Source organism: Photorhabdus namnaonensis, assembly GCF_001684335.1.
Lineage (GTDB): Bacteria > Pseudomonadota > Gammaproteobacteria > Enterobacterales > Enterobacteriaceae > Photorhabdus > Photorhabdus namnaonensis.
Genome location: NZ_LOIC01000072.1, coordinates 277264 through 300988 on the forward strand (window position 1 = coordinate 277264; position 23725 = coordinate 300988).

At 41.6% G+C, this 23725-nt stretch carries 17 protein-coding genes and 2 pseudogenes; all 19 read left to right on the forward strand.

Annotated elements, in window-relative coordinates:
* Positions 1 to 450: Rpn/YhgA-type helix-turn-helix domain-containing protein (locus tag Phpb_RS26895; protein ID WP_476742269.1), on the forward strand; the 450-nt coding region annotated here is incomplete at its 5' end.
* Between the two features lie 649 nt (positions 451 to 1099).
* Positions 1100 to 1549, forward strand: coding sequence for a phage tail protein (locus Phpb_RS13670; protein ID WP_065390805.1), 450 nt, complete (start codon positions 1100 to 1102; stop codon positions 1547 to 1549).
* Between the two features lie 53 nt (positions 1550 to 1602).
* Positions 1603 to 3000 carry a phage tail sheath family protein gene (locus tag Phpb_RS13675; protein WP_065390806.1) on the forward strand — a complete coding sequence of 466 codons (1398 nt, stop codon included), beginning with the start codon at positions 1603 to 1605 and terminating at the stop codon, positions 2998 to 3000.
* Positions 3001 to 3048: 48 nt separating this feature from the next.
* A pseudogene (locus Phpb_RS26075) lies at positions 3049 to 3192 on the forward strand (phage tail sheath family protein); the annotation flags it as partial.
* Positions 3191 to 3655 (forward strand): annotated as a pseudogene (locus Phpb_RS13680) (Pvc16 family protein); the annotation flags it as partial. The pseudogenes Phpb_RS26075 and Phpb_RS13680, both read left to right, overlap by 2 nt.
* Positions 3656 to 3883: 228 nt before the next feature.
* On the forward strand, positions 3884 to 7840 hold the full coding sequence (locus Phpb_RS13685; protein WP_065390807.1) for a putative adhesin: 3957 nt from the start codon (positions 3884 to 3886) through the stop codon (positions 7838 to 7840).
* Between the two features lie 419 nt (positions 7841 to 8259).
* Positions 8260 to 9123: a cytotoxic necrotizing factor Rho-activating domain-containing protein gene (locus Phpb_RS13690; protein ID WP_065390808.1), complete on the forward strand. Its 864-nt coding sequence runs from the start codon at positions 8260 to 8262 to the stop codon at positions 9121 to 9123.
* Between the two features lie 693 nt (positions 9124 to 9816).
* The gene (locus tag Phpb_RS13695; protein ID WP_065390809.1) at positions 9817 to 10266 is read left to right on the forward strand and encodes a phage tail protein; all 450 of its coding nucleotides are present in this window, start codon (positions 9817 to 9819) and stop codon (positions 10264 to 10266) included.
* A gap of 175 nt (positions 10267 to 10441) precedes the next feature.
* Positions 10442 to 11524, forward strand: a complete 1083-nt coding sequence (locus tag Phpb_RS13700) for a phage tail sheath family protein (protein WP_065390810.1) — start codon at positions 10442 to 10444, stop codon at positions 11522 to 11524.
* An 11-nt stretch (positions 11525 to 11535) separates the two neighbouring features.
* A complete protein-coding gene (locus tag Phpb_RS13705) occupies positions 11536 to 12915 on the forward strand; it encodes a phage tail sheath family protein (protein ID WP_065390811.1) in 1380 nt (459 codons plus the stop codon).
* A gap of 55 nt (positions 12916 to 12970) precedes the next feature.
* Positions 12971 to 14152 (forward strand): phage tail sheath family protein, encoded by a 1182-nt coding sequence (locus tag Phpb_RS13710; RefSeq protein WP_065390812.1) that lies wholly within the window; start codon positions 12971 to 12973, stop codon positions 14150 to 14152.
* An 18-nt stretch (positions 14153 to 14170) separates the two neighbouring features.
* Entirely contained in the window at positions 14171 to 14629 is a 459-nt protein-coding gene (locus tag Phpb_RS13715) for a phage tail protein (RefSeq protein WP_065390813.1), read from the forward strand.
* The gene (locus Phpb_RS13720) at positions 14626 to 14805 is read left to right on the forward strand and encodes a DUF5908 family protein (protein WP_065390814.1); all 180 of its coding nucleotides are present in this window, start codon (positions 14626 to 14628) and stop codon (positions 14803 to 14805) included. The genes Phpb_RS13715 and Phpb_RS13720 overlap by 4 nt, the downstream gene beginning before the upstream one ends.
* Entirely contained in the window at positions 14792 to 15475 is a 684-nt protein-coding gene (locus tag Phpb_RS13725) for a CIS tube protein (RefSeq protein WP_065390815.1), read from the forward strand. The genes Phpb_RS13720 and Phpb_RS13725 overlap by 14 nt, the downstream gene beginning before the upstream one ends.
* Positions 15472 to 17073, forward strand: a complete 1602-nt coding sequence (locus Phpb_RS13730) for a phage baseplate assembly protein V (RefSeq protein WP_065390816.1) — start codon at positions 15472 to 15474, stop codon at positions 17071 to 17073. Before Phpb_RS13725 ends, Phpb_RS13730 begins: the two co-directional genes overlap by 4 nt.
* A 12-nt stretch (positions 17074 to 17085) precedes the next feature.
* On the forward strand, positions 17086 to 17532 hold the full coding sequence (locus Phpb_RS13735) for a GPW/gp25 family protein (RefSeq protein ID WP_065390817.1): 447 nt from the start codon (positions 17086 to 17088) through the stop codon (positions 17530 to 17532).
* On the forward strand, positions 17529 to 17945 hold the full coding sequence (locus tag Phpb_RS13740; protein ID WP_065390818.1) for a hypothetical protein: 417 nt from the start codon (positions 17529 to 17531) through the stop codon (positions 17943 to 17945). The genes Phpb_RS13735 and Phpb_RS13740 overlap by 4 nt, the downstream gene beginning before the upstream one ends.
* A gap of 84 nt (positions 17946 to 18029) precedes the next feature.
* Positions 18030 to 20756: a hypothetical protein gene (locus tag Phpb_RS13745; protein WP_065390819.1), complete on the forward strand. Its 2727-nt coding sequence runs from the start codon at positions 18030 to 18032 to the stop codon at positions 20754 to 20756.
* Positions 20749 to 23649: a hypothetical protein gene (locus tag Phpb_RS13750; protein ID WP_065390820.1), complete on the forward strand. Its 2901-nt coding sequence runs from the start codon at positions 20749 to 20751 to the stop codon at positions 23647 to 23649. The genes Phpb_RS13745 and Phpb_RS13750 overlap by 8 nt, the downstream gene beginning before the upstream one ends.
* Positions 23650 to 23725: the final 76 nt, after the last annotated feature.

Below are 23725 nucleotides of genomic sequence, written 5' to 3' on the forward strand. Positions count from 1 at the left end.
ATGGAACTGGTGCAAAAACATATTCGCTGCCGGGATATACAGGAATGGCTTCTCCAATTGGTGGAACTCTTGAATGCGGGTTATAATACAACCGAGCAGCGCAATGTGGTGTTACGCTATATTTTACTGAATGGACATACGCCGGATCTCTCCCAATTTGTCCATCAACTGATTGAACAATCTCCGGAGCATGAAACGATGTTGATGACTATTGCAGAACAGCTTGAACAAAAAGGGCTTGAGCGAGGTATTGAACTAGGTCGAGAGGAAGGTATTGAACTAGGTCGAGAAGAAGGTATTGAACTAGGCCAAGAAAAAGGTATTGAACTAGGTCGAGAGGAAGGTAAAGTGGAAACGGCTCGCGCCTTATTACGGCATGGCGTGAGTTTGGATATTATTGTCACCAGTACCGGGTTGAGCCTGGATAAAATTGAAGCGTTAAAGCATTAAATTAATCTTTTCTGTATACAGTAAAATGCCGATATTCAAAATCGGCATTTTTGTTCTTATTTATACCCTATGGATTTCAAGACGCATCGCGGCAACAAGAGCACGAATCCCCGGGAGCATAGATAACTCTGTGACCGGGGTGAGTGAGTACAGCCAACAAAGAGGCAACTTGAAAGATAACGGGTATAAATCCTTGAATTAATGAAGGGCTTATGGTTGCTCCCCTTGTGTTTCATTTATCCTTCGAAAAAAGCAAATCATAGGTTCAACACGATCTTCATTTACTAATTCTTTTTATCCTCAATTGATCGATAAAATAGAAAATAATCACCCCTTTATAATTTCCCTACCCCTAAAGCCAAATAAAACCGCACCAATACCCAAAATGGGTACCCATTGCCATACCAATTAATAATTATCAATCACTATTAATTAATATTCCCTCTAAAGATTCATTACTTATAATCATGCCGCTTTATTAAATTCGAACTAAATAATCTCGAAGTAAATTTTTCCAGCATAAATAATAACCGCCGCAAGGCAGGTTGCTGCGGTAGCTATAGCCATAGCTCAGTGCTAATCAAAATCAAAACAAGGTAACAACGCTCTGTTTATCTTTTAAACGTAAAGAACTAATCAAGGAAAAATTATGCCTACAACTTCTGAACAAATTGCTGTTGAATATCCTATTCCTACTTACCGTTTTGTTGTTTCCATCGGTGATGAAAAAGTCGCCTTTAATAACGTTTCCGGGCTAGATATTTCTCATGACGTCATCGAATATAAAGATGGTACAGGCAATTATTATAAAATGCCCGGTCAACGTCAGGCGATCAATATTACCCTGCGTAAAGGCGTCTTCTCCGGTGATACTAAGCTTTTTGATTGGATTAATTCTATTCAACTTAATCAGGTCGAGAAAAAAGATATTTCAATTAGTTTAACCAACGAATCCGGTACTGAAATTTTGATGACCTGTAGCGTGGTAAATGCTTTCCCAACCTCATTAACCGCTCCTTCTTTTGATGCCGCCAGCAACGAAGTCGCCGTGCAGGAAATTACCTTGACCGCGGATCGAGTCACCATTCAGGCAGCTTAAGACTCATTTATAAAGCTGTTTACTCAGAATATTGCATAATAATTGGAGGTTACATGCCAACAACACCAACTTATCCCGGCGTCTATATTGAAGAATATGCATCACTGGCTCTCTCCGTTAGCCAGGGGAACACGGCAATCCCGGTTTTTATTGGCCGTTTCTCGCCGAAAAAAATCAGCGCAACGCCACAAATAACACGTGTGAGTAACTGGTTGGATTTTACTAATCAGTTTCATGTGGGTTGTATTACGTCGGTAGCAGTCAAATTAACGAAACCTACTCCACCACCGGCCCCTTCCCATCCTGAGAAAAACGAAGGCAATACAAAAGCCAAAGATAATGTAAAAAATTTTGCCGCCCAAAATATTACGCTTGATACAGACGATAAAAATAACAGTGATTCTTACGATGTAACTACCGTCACCTACACAACAAGCAGTGATGCCTTAAAACTTTATTTCCAAAATGGTGGCGGACCTTGTTATATCCTGCCAATTCCTGATTCAGAAGATTCTCACACGCTGGCATTAATTCCTGAGTTAATTAAGCAGGCTTTAGAAATTACCTTAATCGTCTGCCCTGAACAAGATTCTAATTACCAGAGCAAAATATATAACAGTCTGACATCTTCATTATTAAATGAAGGCTATTTCCTTATCACTGATAATCAAGATAAAGAAACCGCACTCAATGTGAGCCTGCAATCACAAACCGCGACTTATTATCCCGCGGTTAAAGTCTCACAACTTATTCAGGTAGAGGAGAATAGCATCGCGATTTCAGGTTATCAGGATGCAAAAATTACCCATCTGGCGGAACTCAAAAAACAAAACCCAGAACTCTATAAGCAAGTTATCGAGGCAATAAAACGAAAAATTGCAGATAACAAAAAACTCATTCCTGCCAGTGCAATCATGGCAGGCGTGTACTGTGCTACCGATGCTCGTCGTGGCGTCTGGAAAGCACCGGCGAATGTTGTTCTCACGGGAATTAGCGATGTCGCGGATCGACTCAGCGACAATGAACAAAGCACTATGAATCAAAAAGGCATCAATGCCATCCGTTATTTCAGCAACAAAGGATTTGTCGTCTGGGGCGCACGTACTTTGCAAGATGATGACAACTGGCGCTACATTCCGGTTCGGCGTCTCTTTAATGCGGCAGAACGGGATATCAAACAAGCCATGCGAATTGCCGTTTTTGAACCCAACAGTCAGCCCACTTGGGAACGGGTTCGGTCAGCCATTGACAACTATCTCCATCAACTCTGGCAACAAGGAGCGCTGGCCGGCAATAGCCCGCAGGAAGCCTATTTTGTCCAGATTGGTCAAGCTCTCACCATGTCCGATGGCGATATTAAACAAGGCAAAATGGTGGTTAAGGTTGGCATGGCGGCGGTTCGTCCGGCTGAGTTTATCATCCTGCAATTTTCGCAAAATGTAACACAGTAACCGTACTGAGGCGCGGTTCGCCGCGCCTGTTCTATTGAGGAACCGAGAATGGAAATAACACAGCCCGGCGTCACCATCACAGAGAACCTGATATCCCAGAAACCAGATGAGGCATTTATCGGTATCCCGGTTTTTATCGGCTATACTCAACCGACTGAAAATAGCCATGTCAGTGATAAAACCGCCGCCAAGCGAACCAAGACGTTATAATCCAATGACCAGCACATTATTACCGGGTTGGGTCAATATCAATTGTAACTATTTAATTATTTATTGGGACACCAGTAAACCATCAAGCGATAGCTCAAGCCCGGATAGCCAACCCAATAATTAAGCAGCGCAAGTGATGACTCGTATTCTGAATGTATTAATTAATAACCGCCAATTAACCGACATTCCCGGCGCCTATACCCGAATTATTCCCCGACAGGAGAACTTAAATAGCTTAGGTAATTTCTGGCAAGCTCTCGGTAATCACCCTCGCCTCTCTCTAATGTATTCCATTACCGTACCCATGAAATTACAAGATATTAAATATAATATTACCCCGATTAGCCAAATTTCCGCTTCTGTGGATCAGAAACCAAGCCTAAATAATTTACAAATTAATCAAGCTCTGACAGATAAATTATGTGCCGATTTAGGTGGAATTGAAGCCGATACCGTTACTTCCGAAAACATGAAAGTCTCTGGATATAACAGGAAGAATATCAATGATAACTAATCTATATATTATTTATTTCTAATATATTTATCATTATAAAATCAACAGATGGCAATATGCCAGACAAAAAACAGGGAGGATTAATTACCTTGGAAAAATAATACCACATCAAATTTAATATTATCTAACGATATAATAAACAGAAAAGAGACCAATAAAATGAAATTTAATTATCAAATAAGTGAACCATCCTATAGCGGTTATCATTCAGATATTCCTGTAGCAATTTTCTCTGAACAAGACTTTACTAAGGCTTATGAAATATACCACGCTAAAAATTTTAATTATTATGGATTAAGGGTAGAACAAGAGCCTTATGCAAGATATTTCAGGGCCTTTCATCATACGGATATTCATCAACAAACTTATTCAATATTTGAGTTAGAAAATAAATATGAGGAGATGATCTATCTTAATAAAAATCGACAATTTAAACCTGATGCCGACGCTATTACTGTAATGTCCAATCATATTTCTTATAATTATGATTTTTACGGCTACACTTCATTACAATATTTAAAGACTAAATATTCCGAAGAGTTGAATCGTTATCATGAATCTAATTTTGAAAATGAGGAGCTTAATAACATAGTTCTGATTGATTACTTTGAGGGATGGCGTCAAGAACATAACCTGGCTTCTAAGATTGATATAGAAACTTGCCTTGCCATTGAAGATAGTATTGCCTGCATTTCGATTCTGGGATTACTGAAAGGTAATATATCAGATGATATTAAACAAAAAATTATTTTCCCTGAAGGGATCACCTTTGAAATGCAGCAAGATCTGCTTAATAATGATTTAGGTAATAAAATAGGTGAATTTAATCAGAACGTTATTGCAAAACTTCAAAAATTAGCAAAAGCGGAAGATACGGTTTCAAAAATATTATCACCTTATCAGTATATTGAATCTAGAGTTAAAGAGATTTCTGGTAATCGTGTTAATTTAGATAAAAAAGTTACTGTTATTGTTTCAAAGAGAAGACTTGATAAATGCAAACCTAAGATTAATAGAAATTTTGATGTATGTAAAAACCACCCAAAACCCATAACTAAATATTTCACAGTTTATGATTTAATTAGAAACATTAATCACAAAGAGTTTAATAAGATTGAATATAGTGGTAAAGATATAGAGTATCGATTAAATAGCGATATTGAAAATGTTTTAATTAAATTGCACGATGTTGCCGGTGATTATGAAAAATATATCAATAAATTTAGAAACAATGAAGATGTGAAATATTATATCAATGAAGGAATTAATAAACTTTCTGGCTCCACAGGAACAACAGTAGATGAATTTCTTGATAAATATATAGAACATATGGATGAGATAAGCTATACGGAAAGTGAAATTATAGCTGATTATTACCTTAATATAATCAGACAAATTTTTGAGGCTATCTCAATGACTCTCCCTATCAGCCCGCTCAAAGGTTATTTAGCCAATATTACGGCCAATACCATCATACCACTTATTCAATCAGCGATTGTGAACACTAATGAGGAGAGTCACGCATTACAACAAGAGGCTTGGGTTAATTTTGCTGTTTCATCCTCTTTCCATGCAATTTTCAGTAATCGGGCAATCAGTAGAAAAATTGCTAAAGGCGCAAAGTTAATTGAAAATAGCGGTGGATACATTACCAACAAATTCAACATCAAAAAAATAAACATTAATTATAGAGGAAATTCTCAATTAGCCAGAGAGAGTGTCAAGAAAATTCCTGGCTCAAGCACTAATCCGTGGAAATTAGAAAATATCCGCAATAGGTATAAATGGTTTTTTGATCGAAAATATTGGTCAAGATTTAATACTGAGAAAAAGACAGAAGTTTTACAATCATATCTGATGAAAACGCAAGAGGCCAAAGAGTTGGCTGAAATTGTTGGCTGGGAAAAACTTAATAAGATGATAAAGGATTCGGTCACATTAGATTATGAAGGGAATCTAATCAATAAAATATCCTTCAGGAAACTTGAAGATGAAGTAGCAGCAAGAAGTTATACTTTAAGAAATGACAGAAGACGAATTAATGATATATCAATTTTCCTCGATGAGGAATTAACCTTTTCAGATCAGCTAGGAAAAATAATTAATGTTGAAGATATTTCAGGGAGCAGTCATTTAAATAAAGCAGCCAATTGGATTGTCAGTAAAAGCACATCAAACGCTAATGACGCACACCATGTTACAGGAGTACTGTCCAAATATATTAACAAAGATATCAGTGATTTTAATATATTGACACAACTGCACGATGAACTCTATCGCTTAAAACCGGGTGTTAATTTAAGATATTATCGTGGCTTCGGTGATCAAATATTTCCACATATGGAATCATCTAAAACGATTCTTCCTTATTATTTGACCAGAACCAAAAGCGTTAACGGCGTTGATCCTTTCCTCATCTATTCAACTTTAATTGAAATTCATCCATTTGGTGACGGAAATGGCAGAGTCGCCAGATCAGCTTATGCTCTGGCTTATATTAATAAGCATAGAAAATTCCAAGCATTAACAAACTCATCAGAAAAATTTTTGACCGAGAATGCTAATAGACCTAAAACATTTGTTAGATCGCCGACCGGGGATACTCGTCAGGATGCATTTTATCTACCAAGAGATAAAGGAGAAGTTGGTAAATTTAAAATATTGGATAACAGTGATTCAAACTATGCGGTGGGGGTTGATGAATCTAATCCTAAATTCAATGTCTATACCGCCTGGAATAGAAATGGCACTCCTGCCACCAGTAAAACCGCCATATTTTCCGCTCATGGCGGCCGTGAAAATTCAGCCAGACCAATTATATTTCCAAAGAGTAAAAACCTTATATTTTGGGCGCCAGATGAATACCGGTTAGATGATCCTCTTATTGAACGATTTGTTAATGAGTTTAATAAATTAAATCCTCACTCAGCGGTTGGTGGAAATTATGAGAAATTCTGGACCACATTCCCTAACAGATATAAAGATTATGATTTATTAAAATCGCTATTCACCGAAAAGAAATTTGAACAATTAAAGGACATTGGTAATATTATAGAAAAACATACAAATTTAAGAGCAGAAGATGCAGCAGGTATTAGCGCCTCAAAATTAAAAAATAGTTCAGTGCCAAAAGTCGCAGAATATCAATTTTCATGGTATGAAAAAGATAAAGAAAAAGAGTATGTTCTGGCATTAATCGAAAACAGAAAAACAGTAATAAGGGTAAATGATGGCACACCGGCAGTTGACTTAATAAGCATTAGCCCAAATGTTCCTATTGATAAAAAAGTCAGTATTAAAGATCTTATTGAATTCATTAAAGAAAAAAATTATGAAAATATTCATGTATTAGCGTGTAGAGAAATTTGGGATAACGGCAAACCCAGAAGTACAACTCGTTCTTATGCGGTCACTCGTGGCTATCGAAACGAACATGAAAAGTATTGGGAAAATAAAGAATTAACAACCCTGCCACAATCTAAGGCTATGGGTTCAAGCAGAACTAGACGAGATACTTATGCTATTAACGTCAATGAATATCTTAATGAACCACGAGATATAAAATATCTTTTAACATCGATGTTATTTACTAATAGTAATAACACCATCAGTTATAGCGAATATGTGATTGGCATGGTAACACTAGATGATAAAGTCATTACTTTTGCTGACTCTTTAAAACAAGAAAATTATGATATTTTTTTACCCGGCAGAGAAGAAGATAGCCCTGAATTAATGCAAATACAAACAGTACTGGATAATCATGCTCTATCCAATTTTAATATATATAGTAATAACTTGCTTGATTTCAGTGAAATAACAGTAGGAAAATACCTATATTTTAAAGGCGGAGAGAAATCAGAGGGAAATGTCATTTTAGAAATTAATGATTCAGAAGGTTTCCGTTCATTGGCGATAAAGGTTACAAATCTAAACATGATGGGAGTCTATCTGGCAAATATTATCAATAGCAATTCCCAAGATTTTAAAGCCGGAAGAGTAGAAAATGGGAAACTTGAAACAAGTATTCTAAATGTTAATAATTTATATCTAAATCGTAAAAGTGAAAACAGTTATTACATCAAAGTAAAATTTAGTATTATAGACGTTAAATAATATAGCATAATTTATATGTAAAACCCGGGGGCTATATTTAATAATATAGCCCTCGTTATTTCCAATGATAATTAATTTTTAAAATCCATACATTTTGTTATTTTTCTGATTAATCAGATAATTATTGCACTAAAACGTTGATAGTAAAAACAAGACAAATCTGAAAATAGATCTCAATTAAATACCCATTATTCAACTTTATGATTAAATACACATAGTTAAACAACAAAGTAAAAACGGATAACATTATGCTGTAAACTAAAACTATTGCACTAAAGAAACATCTATGAAAGTTTGTTTGTCAATCGAAAATAGATGCATTATTTAAATATTTATATTCGTAGTATCAGATTATCTGAATAATCATTATCAGATAAATCTTAAAGGTAAAAAATTTAATTATTATAGAGGAATTATCAATGTTAAAATACTTCACCGCGGATAATAAGCTTAATAAAGGGCATATTTCTCCGCTCAAGAGAAAAGGATTACTGGTGGGTAGTGATAATGCGCCAATCGATATACCGGTGATAGCGCATCGTTATGATAGCAATAATCAGCTTGAGCAGGCCAGCTCTTTGAGAAATAGTGACTCTGGTCAGGAGATCCCTTTTCATGATGTTGTTACGGGATTTCGTGGTGACCAAGTAACCTCTTCAGAATCGGGTTCAGGAGCTATAGGAAAGCATTGGGGGAAAAATAAATTAGACCACAATATTACCGGTATTAATGTGGTTAATGGCGCATCGGGAACTGTGGGAATAAAAATTGCCTTGCGAGATATTCGGCCCGGGTATCCGGTCATTGTCACGTCAGGGGCGTTAAGCGGTTGTACTATGGTGTATGCCGTGAAGGATAATTATTTCTTTGCTTATCATACCGGCCAAAAACCGGGCGATGATGAATGGAGAACCGGCCAGGATGGTGTTGTCACTACCGCTCAGAGTCATAAAGCCCTTTTATCAGATAGCAGACCAATTGCAGTTAATAAACAAAATAACGATTTAGTGAATATTTTTGCAGAATATGATCAGAGTGTTATTACCTATATGGGAAAACAGGCAGTTGTGATTGATAATACCGCAGAAAATGTCAGCGTTTTTAACTATGATGAAATCAAACCCGGAAAATCTGCTATTAGAGCCGGTTATAGCTACGCGCTATTAGCTAATGATAACGGCAAAGTGAGCGTCAAAGTATTGTCGGAGGACGCTATCGTTTCCCCTGGCAAGAACGGTAATAGTATTAAGGTTATCAATTCACTCAAAAAACGGTTGTTATAGCCTGCCCGAATGACACACTCCACCGTTTTATAGCGCCTAACCTGATATCCGAGATAGCTATCTCGATATTAATAAGTTGCAAGAATCGGTAATATCAGGCAGGGCTTGATTAAGTAAATAATCTATAATGGCAACTTTCTTAAAAAGAAAGTACCATTATATCTGACACGATTATCTTTTCACTCTATTATTAATTTATTGGTAAAACCAAAAATAGATAAATCAAACCAATTTCTTTATTCCAATCAATATAAAAACAACCCCAATCAATTATCCTGACTTTACCACCCTAAAAACAAAATAATCTAAAAAAAATAAAATAAAAATATTTACCAACAAAGAATTTTATAGATGCTAAATATCACTTAACATTAAAGTTACATTTCGTTATTTATCTTTCCGCTATAAAAAACAATAGAAAATTGTCGATAAATAACATTATTAAAATAGGCTACATCAATTAACAATCACCATTATTATTAATTGATAATCCGCCTAAAAATTCATTACCTATAATTACTCTGTTTTACGAAAGGCAATTTAGATAATCGTAAAATAAGCTATTTAATATAAACAATAACCTATATAAATCAGGTTGTTGCGGTAGCTATACCCAATCGTTAAGTAATAAGAAAAACAAAATAACAGACGTTTTTCTTATATTTCAAATGTAAATAATAAAGGAAAAAAATCATGGCTATAACTCCAGAGCAAATTGCTGTTGACTATCCCATTCCTGCTTATCGATTTGTTGTCTCGGTTGGTGACGAGCAAATCCCTTTTAACAACGTTTCCGGGCTTGATGTTCATTATGATGTCATCGAATATAAAGATGGCACCGGCAATTACTATAAAATGCCGGGTCAACGTCAATCGATCAATATTACCCTACGTAAAGGGGTCTTCCCTGGCGATACTAAACTGTTTGACTGGATTAATTCTATTCAACTTAATCAGGTTGAGAAAAAGGATATTGCAATTAGTCTGACCAATGAAGCCAGCTCCGAAATTCTCATGACTTGGAATGTGGCAAACGCCTTCCCAACATCATTCACCTCCCCCTCTTTTGATGCTGCCAGCAATGATATTGCCGTTCAGGAGATAGCACTGGTCGCGGATCGCGTCACTATTCAAGCACCTTAATACGCCCACAATAACGATCTATTACGGTGTTTATATTGAACAAGATAATTATCTGACAGCATCAATTACCGGTACACCAACACATGATGATCAACATTCTCATGGCTCATCTATCCGGCTGAATTCATCATCCCACAGTTTACGCAAAATATCGTATTATAATTCGGAGGCAATAATGCCAATAACCCCAACTTATCCCGGCGTTTATATTGAAGAGGACGCCTCACCGGCCCTCTCCGTTCGTTCGGGTGCAACGGCGGTGCCTGTTTTCGCCGTCGCAAATGATAATTCATTAATACCCGACAATTCCTATGTTCGTATTAGTAGCTGGTTGGAATATTTAAATCTAAAAAGCGGGCAATTCGATCCTACTAATAAGCTTGATGCCTCACTGCGCGCCTATTTTATTAACGGCGGTGGATATGGCTATCTTGTCAAAACCACAAATTTAGAAGGGCAGGTCCCAAAGCTTGACGATGTGACATTACTGGTTGCCGCCGGAGAAGATATTACGACCGCTGTAGGAACACTTTGCCGATTAGGCAGAGGATTATTCGCTATTTTTGATGGCCCAACAACCCAAATAACCTCAACTCAAACACCCGATGATGTACTTAAATCTTATCCGGCAACCCAATATGGCGCGGTTTACTATCCTTGGCTAACCGCTGCATGGGGAGAAAATAAGGCCTCCATTGATATTCCGCCTAGCGCCGTGATAGCCGGTATTTATGCCAGTGTCGATAACAACCGAGGTGTTTGGCAGGCCCCCGCTAATGTCCCTGTTCAGGGCGGACTACAACCTAAATATCCAATGACCGACGACCTGCAAGGAAAATATAACCAAGGTAAAGCACTGAATATGATCCGTACTTTTCCCAAGAGCGGTACGCTGGTTTGGGGAGCCAGAACCCTTGAAGACAGCGATAATTGGCGTTATATCCCGGTTCGCCGCCTGTTTAACAGCGCGGAACGGGACATTAAAAACGCTATGAGTTTCGCAGTCTTTGAACCTAACAGCCAACCAACTTGGGAAGCGGTGCGCCGGGCTATTGATAACTATCTCCATTCTCTCTGGCAGCAAGGCGGATTGATGGGCAACAAAGCTGAACAAGCTTATTTTGTTCAAATCGGTAAAGGCGTCACCATGACTGATGACGATATCAAGCAGGGCAAAATGATCGTCAAAATCGGTATGGCGGCTGTCCGTCCCGCTGAATTTATTATCTTGCAGTTTACGCAGAATATCGCTCAATAATGGGAGGCAGCATGCCAACAACACCGACCTATCCCGGCGTCTATATTGAAGAAGATGCGTCATTATCGCTCTCTGTCAGCCACGGGAACACCGCAATACCCGTTTTTATTGGCCGTTTCCTGCCTAAAAAAACCAGCGAAACGCCACAAGTGACGCGTGTTAGTAGCTGGCTGGATTTTATCAATCTATTCAATGTAGGGTGTATTACGTCAATCACCATAAAATCAACTGCGCCAACTCCACCGCCTTCTCCTTCTGGGAATGTTGAAGGCAATACAGCTACTGCCGATATTGCTCTTGACGCAGACGATACAGACCCTAGTTACACTTACGATGTGACTGTCGGTACCTACACAACAAGTAGTGATGCAGTAAAACTCTATTTCCAAAATGGCGGCGGACCTTGCTATATCCTGCCAATTGCCGACTCAGCAGATACGAAAACTACAGCATTAATTCCAGAGCTAATTGAACAAGCGTTGGAAATTACGTTAATCGTTTGCCCGGAACAGGATTCTTCTTACCAAAGTGCGATATACAACAGCCTGACACCCACATTATTGAATGCCGGCTATTTCCTTATCGCTGATAACCAAGGTAAAGCAAACGCCCCTAGTGTTAGCGTGCAATCACAAACCGCGACTTATTATCCGGCGGTTAAAGTCTCACAGCTTCTTCCAGCGGAAGATAGCGTTGTCGCAGTTTCAGGTTATGAAGATGCAAAAACAAAACCCGATGAAGTCAAAAATCTGGCGCAACTCAAAGAGAAAAACTTGGATGTCTACAAAAAAGCGGTCAAAGCAATACAAGACAAAATAGCCGCCAATAACAACATCATTCCTGCCAGTGCTGTCATGGCTGGAGTTTATTGCGCCACTGACGCCAGCCGCGGTGTCTGGAAAGCGCCGGCGAATGTTGTACTGAGCGGAATCAGTGATATCACCGAACGGCTCACTGACGATGACCAAAGCACCATGAACCCGTTAGGCATCAATGCTATTCGCTATTTCAACGGGCGTGGCTTTGTCGTGTGGGGCGCTCGTACTCTGCAAGATGATGACAACTGGCGCTATATTCCGGTTCGACGTCTGTTTAACAGCGCAGAACGGGATATTAAGCAAGCCATGCGCACCGCCGTTTTTGAACCCAATAGCCAGCCCACGTGGGAACGGGTGAAGTCCGCTATTGACAACTATCTCTATTCCCTCTGGCAACAAGGCGCATTAGTGGGAAATAAACCGCAGGAAGCCTATTTTGTCCAGATTGGTCAAGGTATCACCATGTCCGACGACGATATTAAACAAGGAAAAATGATTGTTAAAGTGGGGATGGCGGCGGTACGTCCGGCTGAATTCATTATCCTCCAGTTTTCACAAAATGTAGCACAGTAACCGTGCCGGGACGCGGTTGAACGCCGCGTCTATTTAGTCTTACAAGGAGACGATAATGGAGATAAAACAGCCGGACGTCACCGTCACCGAAAACCTGATATCCCCAGAACCGGATGACGCATTTATTGCTATACCGGTTTTTATTGGTTATACTTCGTCGCTGGTCAATAAAACAGCTATCAAACTCAACAGCCTGGCCGATTTTACCCGGTCATTTACCCTGTCATTCCCTGAGTCAGGATTAATGTACTATTCCGTGCGCCATTTCTTCGAAAACGGTGGCCAGCAAGCCTATGTCCTGTCGCTGGGTAGTGATGAAACGCTAAACGATTTCCCATCATTTATCACCGCGCTGCGACAAGTGTGGATTACCCAAGCGATTTCCGCAGAGAACGACATTACCCTGATTGTCACCCCGGATGCGATTCGTTTTAATCGGCCGGATACTTCCTATATCCAACGAAATCTCTGGTTAAAATTTTGGCAATCGGTACTCAATCTGTGCAAAAGTCGGCGCGGCATTATGGCATTGCTGGATGCCCCGGATGACCCAGAACTGGCCGCAAAATGTTTAGCGCAATTTTCCTCCAATGATAGGCAATGGGGCGCCGTATACTGGCCTCAGCTAAACAGTGCCTATCGGGACCAAGCGCAAAACCCTATCGTGCTTTCACCCACCGCCGCAGTCGCCGCCGTTATCCAGCGTAACGATAACCAGCGAGGTGTATGGACCGCCCCCGCCAACATCGCGTTAGCCAAAGTGATTAGCCCGGTCCACTCTTATATTGAAGCTAACGCACTTTTTAACCCCGATGGCGCCTCGCTGAATCTGGTGCGCAGCTTTCCCGGCAAAGGCATTCGGATCTGGGGATGCCGAACCTTGGAAAACACCCCCGGTTCCCTCTGGCGCTATATCCAAATTCGCCGTCTGGTTTCTTATATCGAAGCCCATATGACCCAACTTGGCCGCGCTTTCATCTTTGAACCCAATAACGCTATCACCTGGATGAAGTTTAAAGGCCAAGCTTATAACTGGCTGCGTCAGTTATGGTTAAACGGCGGGCTACGGGGCACTCAGGAAGATCAGGCATTTGAACTGTTATTGGGAGTGGGTGAATCAATGAGTGAAGCCGATATACGGGCCGGGAAAATGATCATGAAAATTAAACTGGCGGTGTTAATTCCAGCGGAATTTATCGAACTAAGCCTGACATTTGATACCCGAACCACCCGCTAAGTTAAACCGAGGCAACATATGAACAACCTCTACACTCCGGCTGTGTCACACCGTTTTATCGCCAGTTTTCTTTTTAACAACATTCCCAGCCCCCTCGATATCGCTTTTCAACGCATATCGGGCCTCAGCCGTGAATTGCAAACCACTCAACACAGCCAAGGCGGGGAAAACGCCAGAAATATTTGGCTGGCCGAGAAGATCCAACATGGCAGCCTACTGCTAGAACGCGGCGTGATGACGGTGACACCGCTCACGCTGGTGTTTGATCGTGTCCTGCGTGGCGAGAAAGCGGTCTATGCCGATGTCGTGATTATGTTACTGAATGAAAATTCGTTACCCGTGGCAAGCTGGACATTAAGCAACGCGCTGCCGGTTCGCTGGTCCACCGGCGATTTCGATGCCAATAGCAATGCTGTTTTGGTCAACTCGCTGGAATTACGTTATCAAGATATGCGCTGGTTAGGAGTAAAAGTATGACCGTCGAAATTAAAGAGCTGATTATTCAGGCCAAAGTGACTGATTCCACGAGTCATTCTCCTTCATCACCAACCTTAGCCCAAGAGACGTTGGATAATGCCCGTCTGATCGAGATAGTGAAACGGGAAGTGCTAGAAGCGTTGCGTGAAGCAGGAGGCGATTATGAGCCTAATTGAACGCAGCCTATCCAAACTCACCCTTACCGCCTTTAAAGACCGGGAAGGGAAAATTTCCGTAGGCAGTTTACAGGCAATGTATAACCCCGATGGAATCCAACTGGATTATCAAACTCACTATCAACAGGATGAGAGTGTTAACAATGCCAGCCAAAGCAGCCGCTATATGTTATCGCAACCCGCCGGTCTGACATTAGTGCTATTATTTGACGCCACTATGCCGGGCAACAGCATCCCGGTAGAAACACAATTGGCAACCCTGAAAGCCTTGTGTGCGGTGGATGCCAGCACCAACGCGCCCCACTTCCTTAAAATCAAATGGGGCAAAATGCGTTGGGAAAACAAAGGCTATTTCGCCTGCCGGGCCAGTGGTCTCACCATCCATTACACCCTGTTTGACCGGGACGCCACCCCGCTTCGAGCCAGTGCCACTTTATCGCTGATCGCGGATGAAAGTTTTGTGATACAGGCCACCGAGCAACAATTAAAATCGCCGCCAATCACCGCAGTCAGCGTCACCGATATGCTCTCCCTGCCATTAATCGCTTTAGGCGCCGGTGCGACTCTGGCGGGCGGTATTGATTATCTTTCTCTCGCCTGGCAAAACGATCTGGACAATCTTGATGATTTCACTCCCGGGCAAACGCTACAAGCACAGGGGGACGCATGAAAATCCCAGCGATAGACATTAAAATAGCGGGAAAAACCCTCAGCCAGTTTTCTGTCATTAGTCTGACCGTAAACCATCAAATCAACGGCATCCCCACAGCCAATATCACTCTTGGCGTAGCCGGTGACGCCAACGCGATTTTTGCCGCCCAAGCTCAGGCTGAACTCACCAACTGTCGGCCCAATCAAGAACTGATCGTGCAACTGCAAAAAACTGTGTTGTTCAAGGGGATCATTGTTCGGCAAGCGCTTAAGTTCAAAGGTCAGGACAGTTTGCTTACCCTAACAGCAAAACATCCTCTGCAAAAACTCACTGACGGTTTCCATTCACAGCTATTCAGCCAACAGAGTGATGAAGCCATTATCAGAAAGCTATTCAATCAGGCAGGCATACCCGTCACGATCAAACAGGCTCCTCAGCTTAAAACTGAACATGAGCAAATGGTGCAGTTTCGCTGTAATGACTGGAAATTCTTAAAAAGCCGACTGGCCGCCACCAATATCTGGCTGTTGCCCGGTAACGAAACTGTCACGCTGGCGACACCGGAATCACTTAACCAATCAACCGTGCATACGATTAAACAACGGGCCGACCATCAGGATATTGTACTGTTTGAAGCAGATATGCAATTTGATAATCGGTACAACCCCAAAACGGTGAGCGTACAATCCTGGGATATCGCCCAACAAAAACTGTCTCAGGAAACTCAGGCAAAAAACAGCGGGCTTGGTAGTGGTCAACTCGCGTCAGACAGTTTAGCGACTTTGTCCGATCAGGCATGGCAATGGACTTTCAGTTATCCCCAAGATAATGAACAAGCCAAATACCTTGCTCAGAGCCTCTTGAATAACCTGCGAAGTGATAACGTCTCCGGCAATTTTGAGGTGACAGGGGATAGCCGCTATCAACTAGGGGAGCTGCTGGAACTAAACGGCTTTGGTCAAGGGATGGACGGTGAAGGCGTTATCACCGGCGTCAGTCAAACCATCAATCAACGGCAAGGCTGGCGCACCCGGTTAACCTTGGGACTGTCGCCGGAGACAGAACCCGCTGTTCCACCGGTCAGAGAACTACATGTAGGTATTGTTGAAAAATATCAACAAGATAAGCTATCGCTGGATCGTATTCCGGTCAAAATCCCGGCGTTAAACCTAACCAACAGCGTACTTTTTGCCCGGCTAGGTAAACCTTATGCCAGTCATGAAAGCGGGTTCTGTTTCTATCCTGAACCGGGGGATGAAGTGATTATCGGTTTCTTTGAATGCGATCCTCGCTTCCCGGTGATATTAGGCGCGATGCACAACCCGAAAAATAAAACACCGATAGAACCCAGTGAGAAAAATCCAATAAAAACTCTGGTCATTAAACAAGGGGATAATCAACAAGAACTAATATTCAATCATCAAGATAAAATTGCCGCTCTTAATAGCGGAAAAAATTCGTTATCTCTGCGACAGGATAAAGATATCACGCTAGATTCAGCGAAAAATATTATCACCAAAGGCCAAGAAATTAATATACAGGCCGAGAAATCCCTGTCAGCTGCTGGAAAATCCAGCGTCGATATTAAAGGTGCGAAAATTAACTTAACACAATAATAGGACCGTGAGATGACAGACAACATATTAGCCGATATTTATGGCCGAGGTTGGGCATTTCCGCCGCAATTTTCTATCCAAGAGAATATACCATCAGGAATACCCACCGGCGTCACAATGGCAGCAGGCGCGGAAAATGTTCGTCAAAGTATGAAAATTCTTTTTCTGACTGAACCCGGCGAACGGATTATGCGAGAAGATTACGGTTGCGGCCTGAATGATCATCTGTTTGCCAACATCAATGATGAACTGATAGCAGAAATCCAAACTCGAATTGAAGAACGGGTATTGCGCTATGAACCGCGTGCAAATATTACCGAGATTCAAATAATTCAGAGAACAGACTTGCCCAATACTCTGCATGTTCAGGTGACTTACGCCTTGCGAGGCAGTGATATCAATCAACAACTTGAAGGCGTCCTTGAAGTGAGTGAAGGCCGAATACAGGTGAACCTATGAGCAAACAACTGATAGTTGATGGCGACAACCTGCTATTTGAACCGTTATTCGGCAACCGACAAGTGACAATCCTGGGACCGGCAACTATTCGGGCCAGCGGGCATGCACAGATCCAGAATAAAAAAATTGCCATTGTGGGCGATGAAAAAAAGGTACAGCTTCAAGCGCAGTATATTGCTCCCGGTTATCCAATACCCGGCATGGGAATGGTCACCATTGCCCAGTTAGATGCCAGCCAGCAGGCAAATTTTTGCCGCAGCCCCGCCACGGTAATTATCGTCGGGCAGCAATTTACCGCCCGTTTTACCCCGACACAACCGGCGAATAATCCATTGAGTGGCCCGGATGTGACAACACCGAGTATGGGAAAAGGCCGTTTTATTGCCAGTCAATATATCGTTACCGCCGGATAAATAACACCTTCAATCTTATTTTTAAACAACAACCATCTCCTGCAAACATCTCAGGAATATATTCAAATCACAGGTGGTATAAATATGGGACAAGCCGAGTTAGATAATAAGCTCTCTGCTATCGTGCCGGATACTGCATTCAAACTTGATGAAAGAAGTGCGCTGGATATTTTAAACTGGCTCAAAGAATACGCCGCAATTATTCCTTTCGAACAAGAGAAAAAACAGTTCTGGGACAGTTTCTACTTTACGCAAGAAAATAATCCTCAACAATTAGCGGATTTTTACCAGAACATTAATAAAGCGGATGGTCTTTTACCGGCCCATCAAGCTTTTATACTGGCTTTTTTAAAGCTCTTAGAAACACCCAAAGTATTATTTAATACCTTCCCGGCACGACACCGTAATCTTTATTACCGGGAATTATTGGGACTGAACCCCAAAAACGCTCAGGCGGATAGTGTCGCCATCGGCATTACCCTGAATACGGATAACGCGGAATTTCTGGTAGCGCCAGGCACACTGTTCGATGCCGGGCAAGATAGCGCCGGTAATCCATTACACTACGCGTCAAATGCAAATTTATTGGCGAATCAGGGAGCATTAACCGACTTGCGTTGGTATCGAAAAGATAACGATGGTTGGCAATCAGCGATACCCCTTAGCCTCTCAGATAACATTAAATTACCGGAAAACGGTATCCAACTCTTTAGCCCAACCGCCAATGACGCGCCAGTTTTATCCGGTTATCTGATTACCTCCTCTCTGTTTGCCATGTCCACAGGGGAACGTCATATCACATTAACGCTGGAAAACGATTGGCAGGGTACAGCGGAACATCTCACCGCTAAAATCAGTGCAAAAGATCACTGGTTATCGTTATCGGCAAATCTTATCGACAAAAATAAAATTGAACTCGGATTATCACCCACTGATGATCCTATCAGCCCGCCAGATAACCTTGATGGCATGACATTCGACGTACCGGTATTAAAATTAGGCACTACTCAGAAACCCATATTGCCCAAAATTACCGGTATTGAAATCAATATCAACGGCAACCACAGTGTGCGCTATGCCTCTGATAGCGGCATTGAACAAACCGATAAAACCAGCTTCCCCTTTGGTCAACTGCCATTATTAGGTTCTGGTTTTAATCTGGTTGCCCCTGAATGGTATGGTTCTGCAAACGCGACACGGACCCTGACCCTGATTCCTCAATGGGTTGGCTTACCTACAGAGAACTTTTCAACGTGGTACGGACAATATAATCCTAAACCTGCCGATAATAGTGCGTTTAAAGTACAGGCTTACTTAGTCACATCTCAGGAAAGAAAGGCCATTGATGGCCTCCAGTCATTATTTGGCGGAACCGATGCACCACAAGGACAAAGCCTGACATTTACCTTACCGGCAATGGATTATCCTGTTGCAGACAGCCCATCGCCCAATGACTGGCCTGCGTCAGTGCGCATAGAATTGACGGGGCAGGATTTTATGCACAATCAATACTGGCAAGATCCGACAGGTAAAAATTTACCCTACACCCCGCAAATCAGTGCGTTACAAGTTACATTTAACGCCTCAACGAAAACAGAGCAAGACAAAGCAGAACAATACACGGTTTATCCCCTCACTCCTTTTGGTTGGGGAAACGCGAACGCTGAAACGCTTTCATTCGCTCATGACGCACTCTATTTAGGCTTCACTAACGTGTCACCGGGACAAACCTTATCCCTATACTGGCAATTGGTCGGTGTTCAAGAACTTGCGCTATCCTGGTCTTATCTGAATCAACAAAACACCTGGCAGCCATTAAATCAACTGGTTCACGATCAAACTCACAACCTGTTTGACCGGGGGATATGGAGTACATTATTGCCACAAGACGCGTCAAATCAGGCAACCTTAATGCCGTCAGGACGATACTGGCTAAAAGCGGAGATCACTCAGCAAACCGCCCCGCAAAATTACCCAAAAATGCAAGGCATACTGTACAACGCCGCCACCGCTAAATTAACCAACCCAGAAACCATTGAAAATACTCATTTTATCAATGGATTGTCCGCCAATAGCATCAAGCAAACCGTCAGTGCGTCCGACGCCATTAGCAGAGTGACTCAACCTTGGGCCTCTTGGGATGGTCGTCCAAAAGAAACAGAACAAACTTTTCTCGCGCAAGTTCCACCCCGATTATCACATCGTAATCGTGCTTTAAGTTGGAGCAACATTGTCACTTTACTGAAAGAAAATTTCATCAGCATCTTTGATGTCAAATACCCTTCCTCCAATGAATTAACCAGAATCCCGGCCCCAGAAACGCAACAACTGATTGTGATCCCTGATAGCCGTTACAAAGATAACGACGATGCGCTGCGCCCGATCCTGAATCCGGCCAGACTGGCGGAAATGGTCTACTGGATAAGCCAACTCAGCAGTCCCTGGACCACCCTTAAGATTGACAACCCTGCCTACGTTGACGTGCTAATCAGCTATCAACTGGTGTTTACTGCGGGGGTTAATCCCGACTATGGCCGTCATCAGTTACAACAGGAACTAAGCCGAAAATATATGCCGTGGGCAGAAGATCCTACTATCAGCGTAACAACCGGTAATCGTATTGATTATTACCAGTTATTAGCCACCATTCAGCAATCACCTTTAATTGAACGGGTCACCAGCTTAACGTTGAAAAAATACATCCAAACCACAGAAGCGATGGGTGACAGTGTAGAAGCTGATGATAATGAAGTGCTGATTTTAGTTTGGTCAGAAAATAATTCACCAAATAAAGGAGCAGACCATGAGTAATCAAGATGCCCTGTTTCCCACCGTTAAAGACGATATCGCCTTTGATACCTTACTGACTCAGGCTAAAACAGTGATTGAACAACAATCCGGCCAACTTTGGAGCGACACGGGTGAAAGTGATCCCGGCATGACTTTACTGGAAGCCTGTTGTTATGGTGCGTCCGATCTGGCCTATCGTCTTTCGCTGCCACTCACCGATCTCCTAACCCCTGAACAACAAGAACAGACACCCGGTGACGGTATTTTTCCACAAGAATTTGGCCCGCAACAAATGCTGACTTGTGGCCCCATTACCGTGGAGGATTATCGCCGGGCCTTATTGGATTTGAATAGAAGAGATAATATTAACGGCAACAGCGCGGATTATTTTTTCTTTAACGATGTACAGCTAGTTCGTGAACCTGAAAATCAACGCTATAAATACTGGTATGACAAAGAAAAACGTGAATACAGTTTTATTGAAGCTACAGGCAGACAACAATTAACACTGAGAGGAAACTATTGGCTTTATTTACTGCCTAGTCGGGAAACTCAAGCTGACAATACACTGGCTAAACAAAGTCTGACGGCTTTCTTAAAAAACAACCGCAACCTGGGAGAATCTGTCAGTAAAATTATCTGGCTACAACCGACGGATTTCCTGTTGCAGCTTGCTATTGAGCTGGATGATGATGTAAAAGATATTGCTGACATCTTCGCCAAAATCTATATGACAACGGAACAGACTGTACTGGAAAAACCATTACGTTATACCACTCAAGCCATGAAAGAATTAGGTTACAGTAATGAAGAAATATTCGCGGGACCTTATTTACATCACGGCTGGATACCTGAATTACCCGCGGACAAAGATTACACCAAGCCGACAGAATTAAAACTCAGCCATTTGGCTAATCGCTTATTGGCTATCCCCGGAGTACAAAGTATTACCCAATTAGCATTAGGCAAACACGATGAACACATTTCTCCGTTGGCGGACGATAATTGGTCCTGGACAATCGCTCAAAGATATTATCCCAGGCTATGGGGCAGTGATCCCTTAAGCTTAATTACTTCACCAGCAAGCCCGCTCATTATTACCGCCAAAGGCGGGGTAAAAGTCGCCGTATCTAAACAAGATATAGAGAAAAAAATTATTATTGCACCATTAATTCAGACACAACCCGAACTATTAAACTGGGGCAAACATCGTAAAGTTCTGGACTACTATCCGATCAGCAATAAATTACCCGCCTGCTATGGATTACAGACCTATGCGGAAACTCAACAGCAAATACACTTGCACCAATTTATGCTGCCTTTTGAACAGATGCTGGCTAACGGCTGCGCTGAACTTGCTATTTTGCCGAAATTGTTAGCCTTTAAACAACGGGGAAATGCAGTATACGGTGCTCAATGGCCTTTTAAAGACAATACTGTTGGTTATAAAGTTCATCAGCAAATCATGCCTGATTTAATCAAACAACTAAATGATGATTCCCAAATCAATAATGATGACGGAATTCACCCGCAAAATTATGCAAAAGAATTATCAATCCTAAATTACTTATTGGAATATTTTGGCACCCATCGCGCAGCCAGACCACTCACTCTGGATTCATTGGATTTTCTCTCTACTCAGCGCGGCTATTTGGCGCAACAACCTGAATTGACCTATCAGCGTAATAATATTCGTGTTGATAAAGTATCCGCGCTGCAAAAACGGATCGCCGCCCGCATTGGCTTAGGTGGAGAATGTTTTAAAGACAACCCCAACTTGGCTAATTTGCCTTTCTATCTGATTGAACATCTTCAGCTATTACCGGTAAAACCTGACAAAAAGTTCGATAGCGAGCAAAAGCCCGATAATCTGGAAATAAAAAGTGAACCCAATGCTAAAAATCATCAATTAATCATTACCCAGAAAGGAACAGCGGACCAATTATTGCACGGGCAGGTCATTAATCTGATTATTATTGAGGGCGACAGGAAATTCATATTACGAGGCCAAATGATCACCGATATTACAGGAGACGCCTTCTCTCTTAACACCCGTAATAGCACCGATCTAGAGCGCAATTTAAACCGCGTGGAACAAGCGTTTAAGCAAGGTAATTTACGCTGGTGTAATAGCCCGGTATGGATGGAGGATATGGATTACCAACTGGTTTATGCCAGTGACACATATCAAACGGGAACAGAAGATGAACGTTGGATCACCTCCAGCACCCAAAGTCCCTTCCCTGCCATGATCGAAGTCAATGATGAAATTACGCTGAAATATGTTATTACCCCCGATGGACCGCCAACAACAATATTAGCTAATAGTGATTCTCCAACCGATTATGAGCTTAAAGCACAAGTTGTAGAATTTGATCGCATTAAAGGCCGGATATTAATTAAAAAAATACCGGGCCAACAATATAATTTTCCAAAACCAGAAGACGCATGGCGCTATCATTGGTACTTTTCCAATGACAAATATGCCCTGGCTGACCGCTTTTCATTTATGGTCAGTGTGGTAATTAATCGTCAACTTATTGAGAATGATAAAGTCGATCCTTATAAACTGGAGGCGTGGGTAAAAACGGAGATCTTAGCTGAATTCCCGGCACATCTTTCCATGATTTTCCACTGGCTATCACCAGAACATTTCAAAAATTTTGCCAGTACTTACAAGCGTTGGCAAAACAATGGCGCGCCTCTGGGTGATGAAGCCTATAATATTTTAGAAACATTAACGTTAGGGCGTTTACCTTCAGAGGCAACCGGTACGGGTAATATGCGAATCGCCACCGAACAGCAGCGCAAAGAGGTTATTGGCGACTCTGGAACCGAATGGAACGAAAAGGTAATAGAAGATAATCAGTTATTATATGTACCTAAAATTCAAGCTAATATTCAATCTAAATAAAAATAGTTGCAGAAATTAATATCGCACTATAAAAATAACCATCAATTTCATTACTAAATAAAATATCCTCCGATTA

What these genes read in the sequence shown, in the direction of transcription:
- Phpb_RS13670 (WP_065390805.1), top strand. Translation starts at nt 1,100, where the DNA reads ATGCCTACAACTTCTGAACAAATTGCTGTTGAATATCCTATTCCTACT.
- Phpb_RS13675 (WP_065390806.1), top strand. Translation starts at nt 1,603, where the DNA reads ATGCCAACAACACCAACTTATCCCGGCGTCTATATTGAAGAATATGCA.
- Phpb_RS13685 (WP_065390807.1), top strand. Translation starts at nt 3,884, where the DNA reads ATGAAATTTAATTATCAAATAAGTGAACCATCCTATAGCGGTTATCAT.
- Phpb_RS13690 (WP_065390808.1), top strand. Translation starts at nt 8,260, where the DNA reads ATGTTAAAATACTTCACCGCGGATAATAAGCTTAATAAAGGGCATATT.
- Phpb_RS13695 (WP_065390809.1), top strand. Translation starts at nt 9,817, where the DNA reads ATGGCTATAACTCCAGAGCAAATTGCTGTTGACTATCCCATTCCTGCT.
- Phpb_RS13700 (WP_065390810.1), top strand. Translation starts at nt 10,442, where the DNA reads ATGCCAATAACCCCAACTTATCCCGGCGTTTATATTGAAGAGGACGCC.
- Phpb_RS13705 (WP_065390811.1), top strand. Translation starts at nt 11,536, where the DNA reads ATGCCAACAACACCGACCTATCCCGGCGTCTATATTGAAGAAGATGCG.
- Phpb_RS13710 (WP_065390812.1), top strand. Translation starts at nt 12,971, where the DNA reads ATGGAGATAAAACAGCCGGACGTCACCGTCACCGAAAACCTGATATCC.
- Phpb_RS13715 (WP_065390813.1), top strand. Translation starts at nt 14,171, where the DNA reads ATGAACAACCTCTACACTCCGGCTGTGTCACACCGTTTTATCGCCAGT.
- Phpb_RS13720 (WP_065390814.1), top strand. Translation starts at nt 14,626, where the DNA reads ATGACCGTCGAAATTAAAGAGCTGATTATTCAGGCCAAAGTGACTGAT.
- Phpb_RS13725 (WP_065390815.1), top strand. Translation starts at nt 14,792, where the DNA reads ATGAGCCTAATTGAACGCAGCCTATCCAAACTCACCCTTACCGCCTTT.
- Phpb_RS13730 (WP_065390816.1), top strand. Translation starts at nt 15,472, where the DNA reads ATGAAAATCCCAGCGATAGACATTAAAATAGCGGGAAAAACCCTCAGC.
- Phpb_RS13735 (WP_065390817.1), top strand. Translation starts at nt 17,086, where the DNA reads ATGACAGACAACATATTAGCCGATATTTATGGCCGAGGTTGGGCATTT.
- Phpb_RS13740 (WP_065390818.1), top strand. Translation starts at nt 17,529, where the DNA reads ATGAGCAAACAACTGATAGTTGATGGCGACAACCTGCTATTTGAACCG.
- Phpb_RS13745 (WP_065390819.1), top strand. Translation starts at nt 18,030, where the DNA reads ATGGGACAAGCCGAGTTAGATAATAAGCTCTCTGCTATCGTGCCGGAT.
- Phpb_RS13750 (WP_065390820.1), top strand. Translation starts at nt 20,749, where the DNA reads ATGAGTAATCAAGATGCCCTGTTTCCCACCGTTAAAGACGATATCGCC.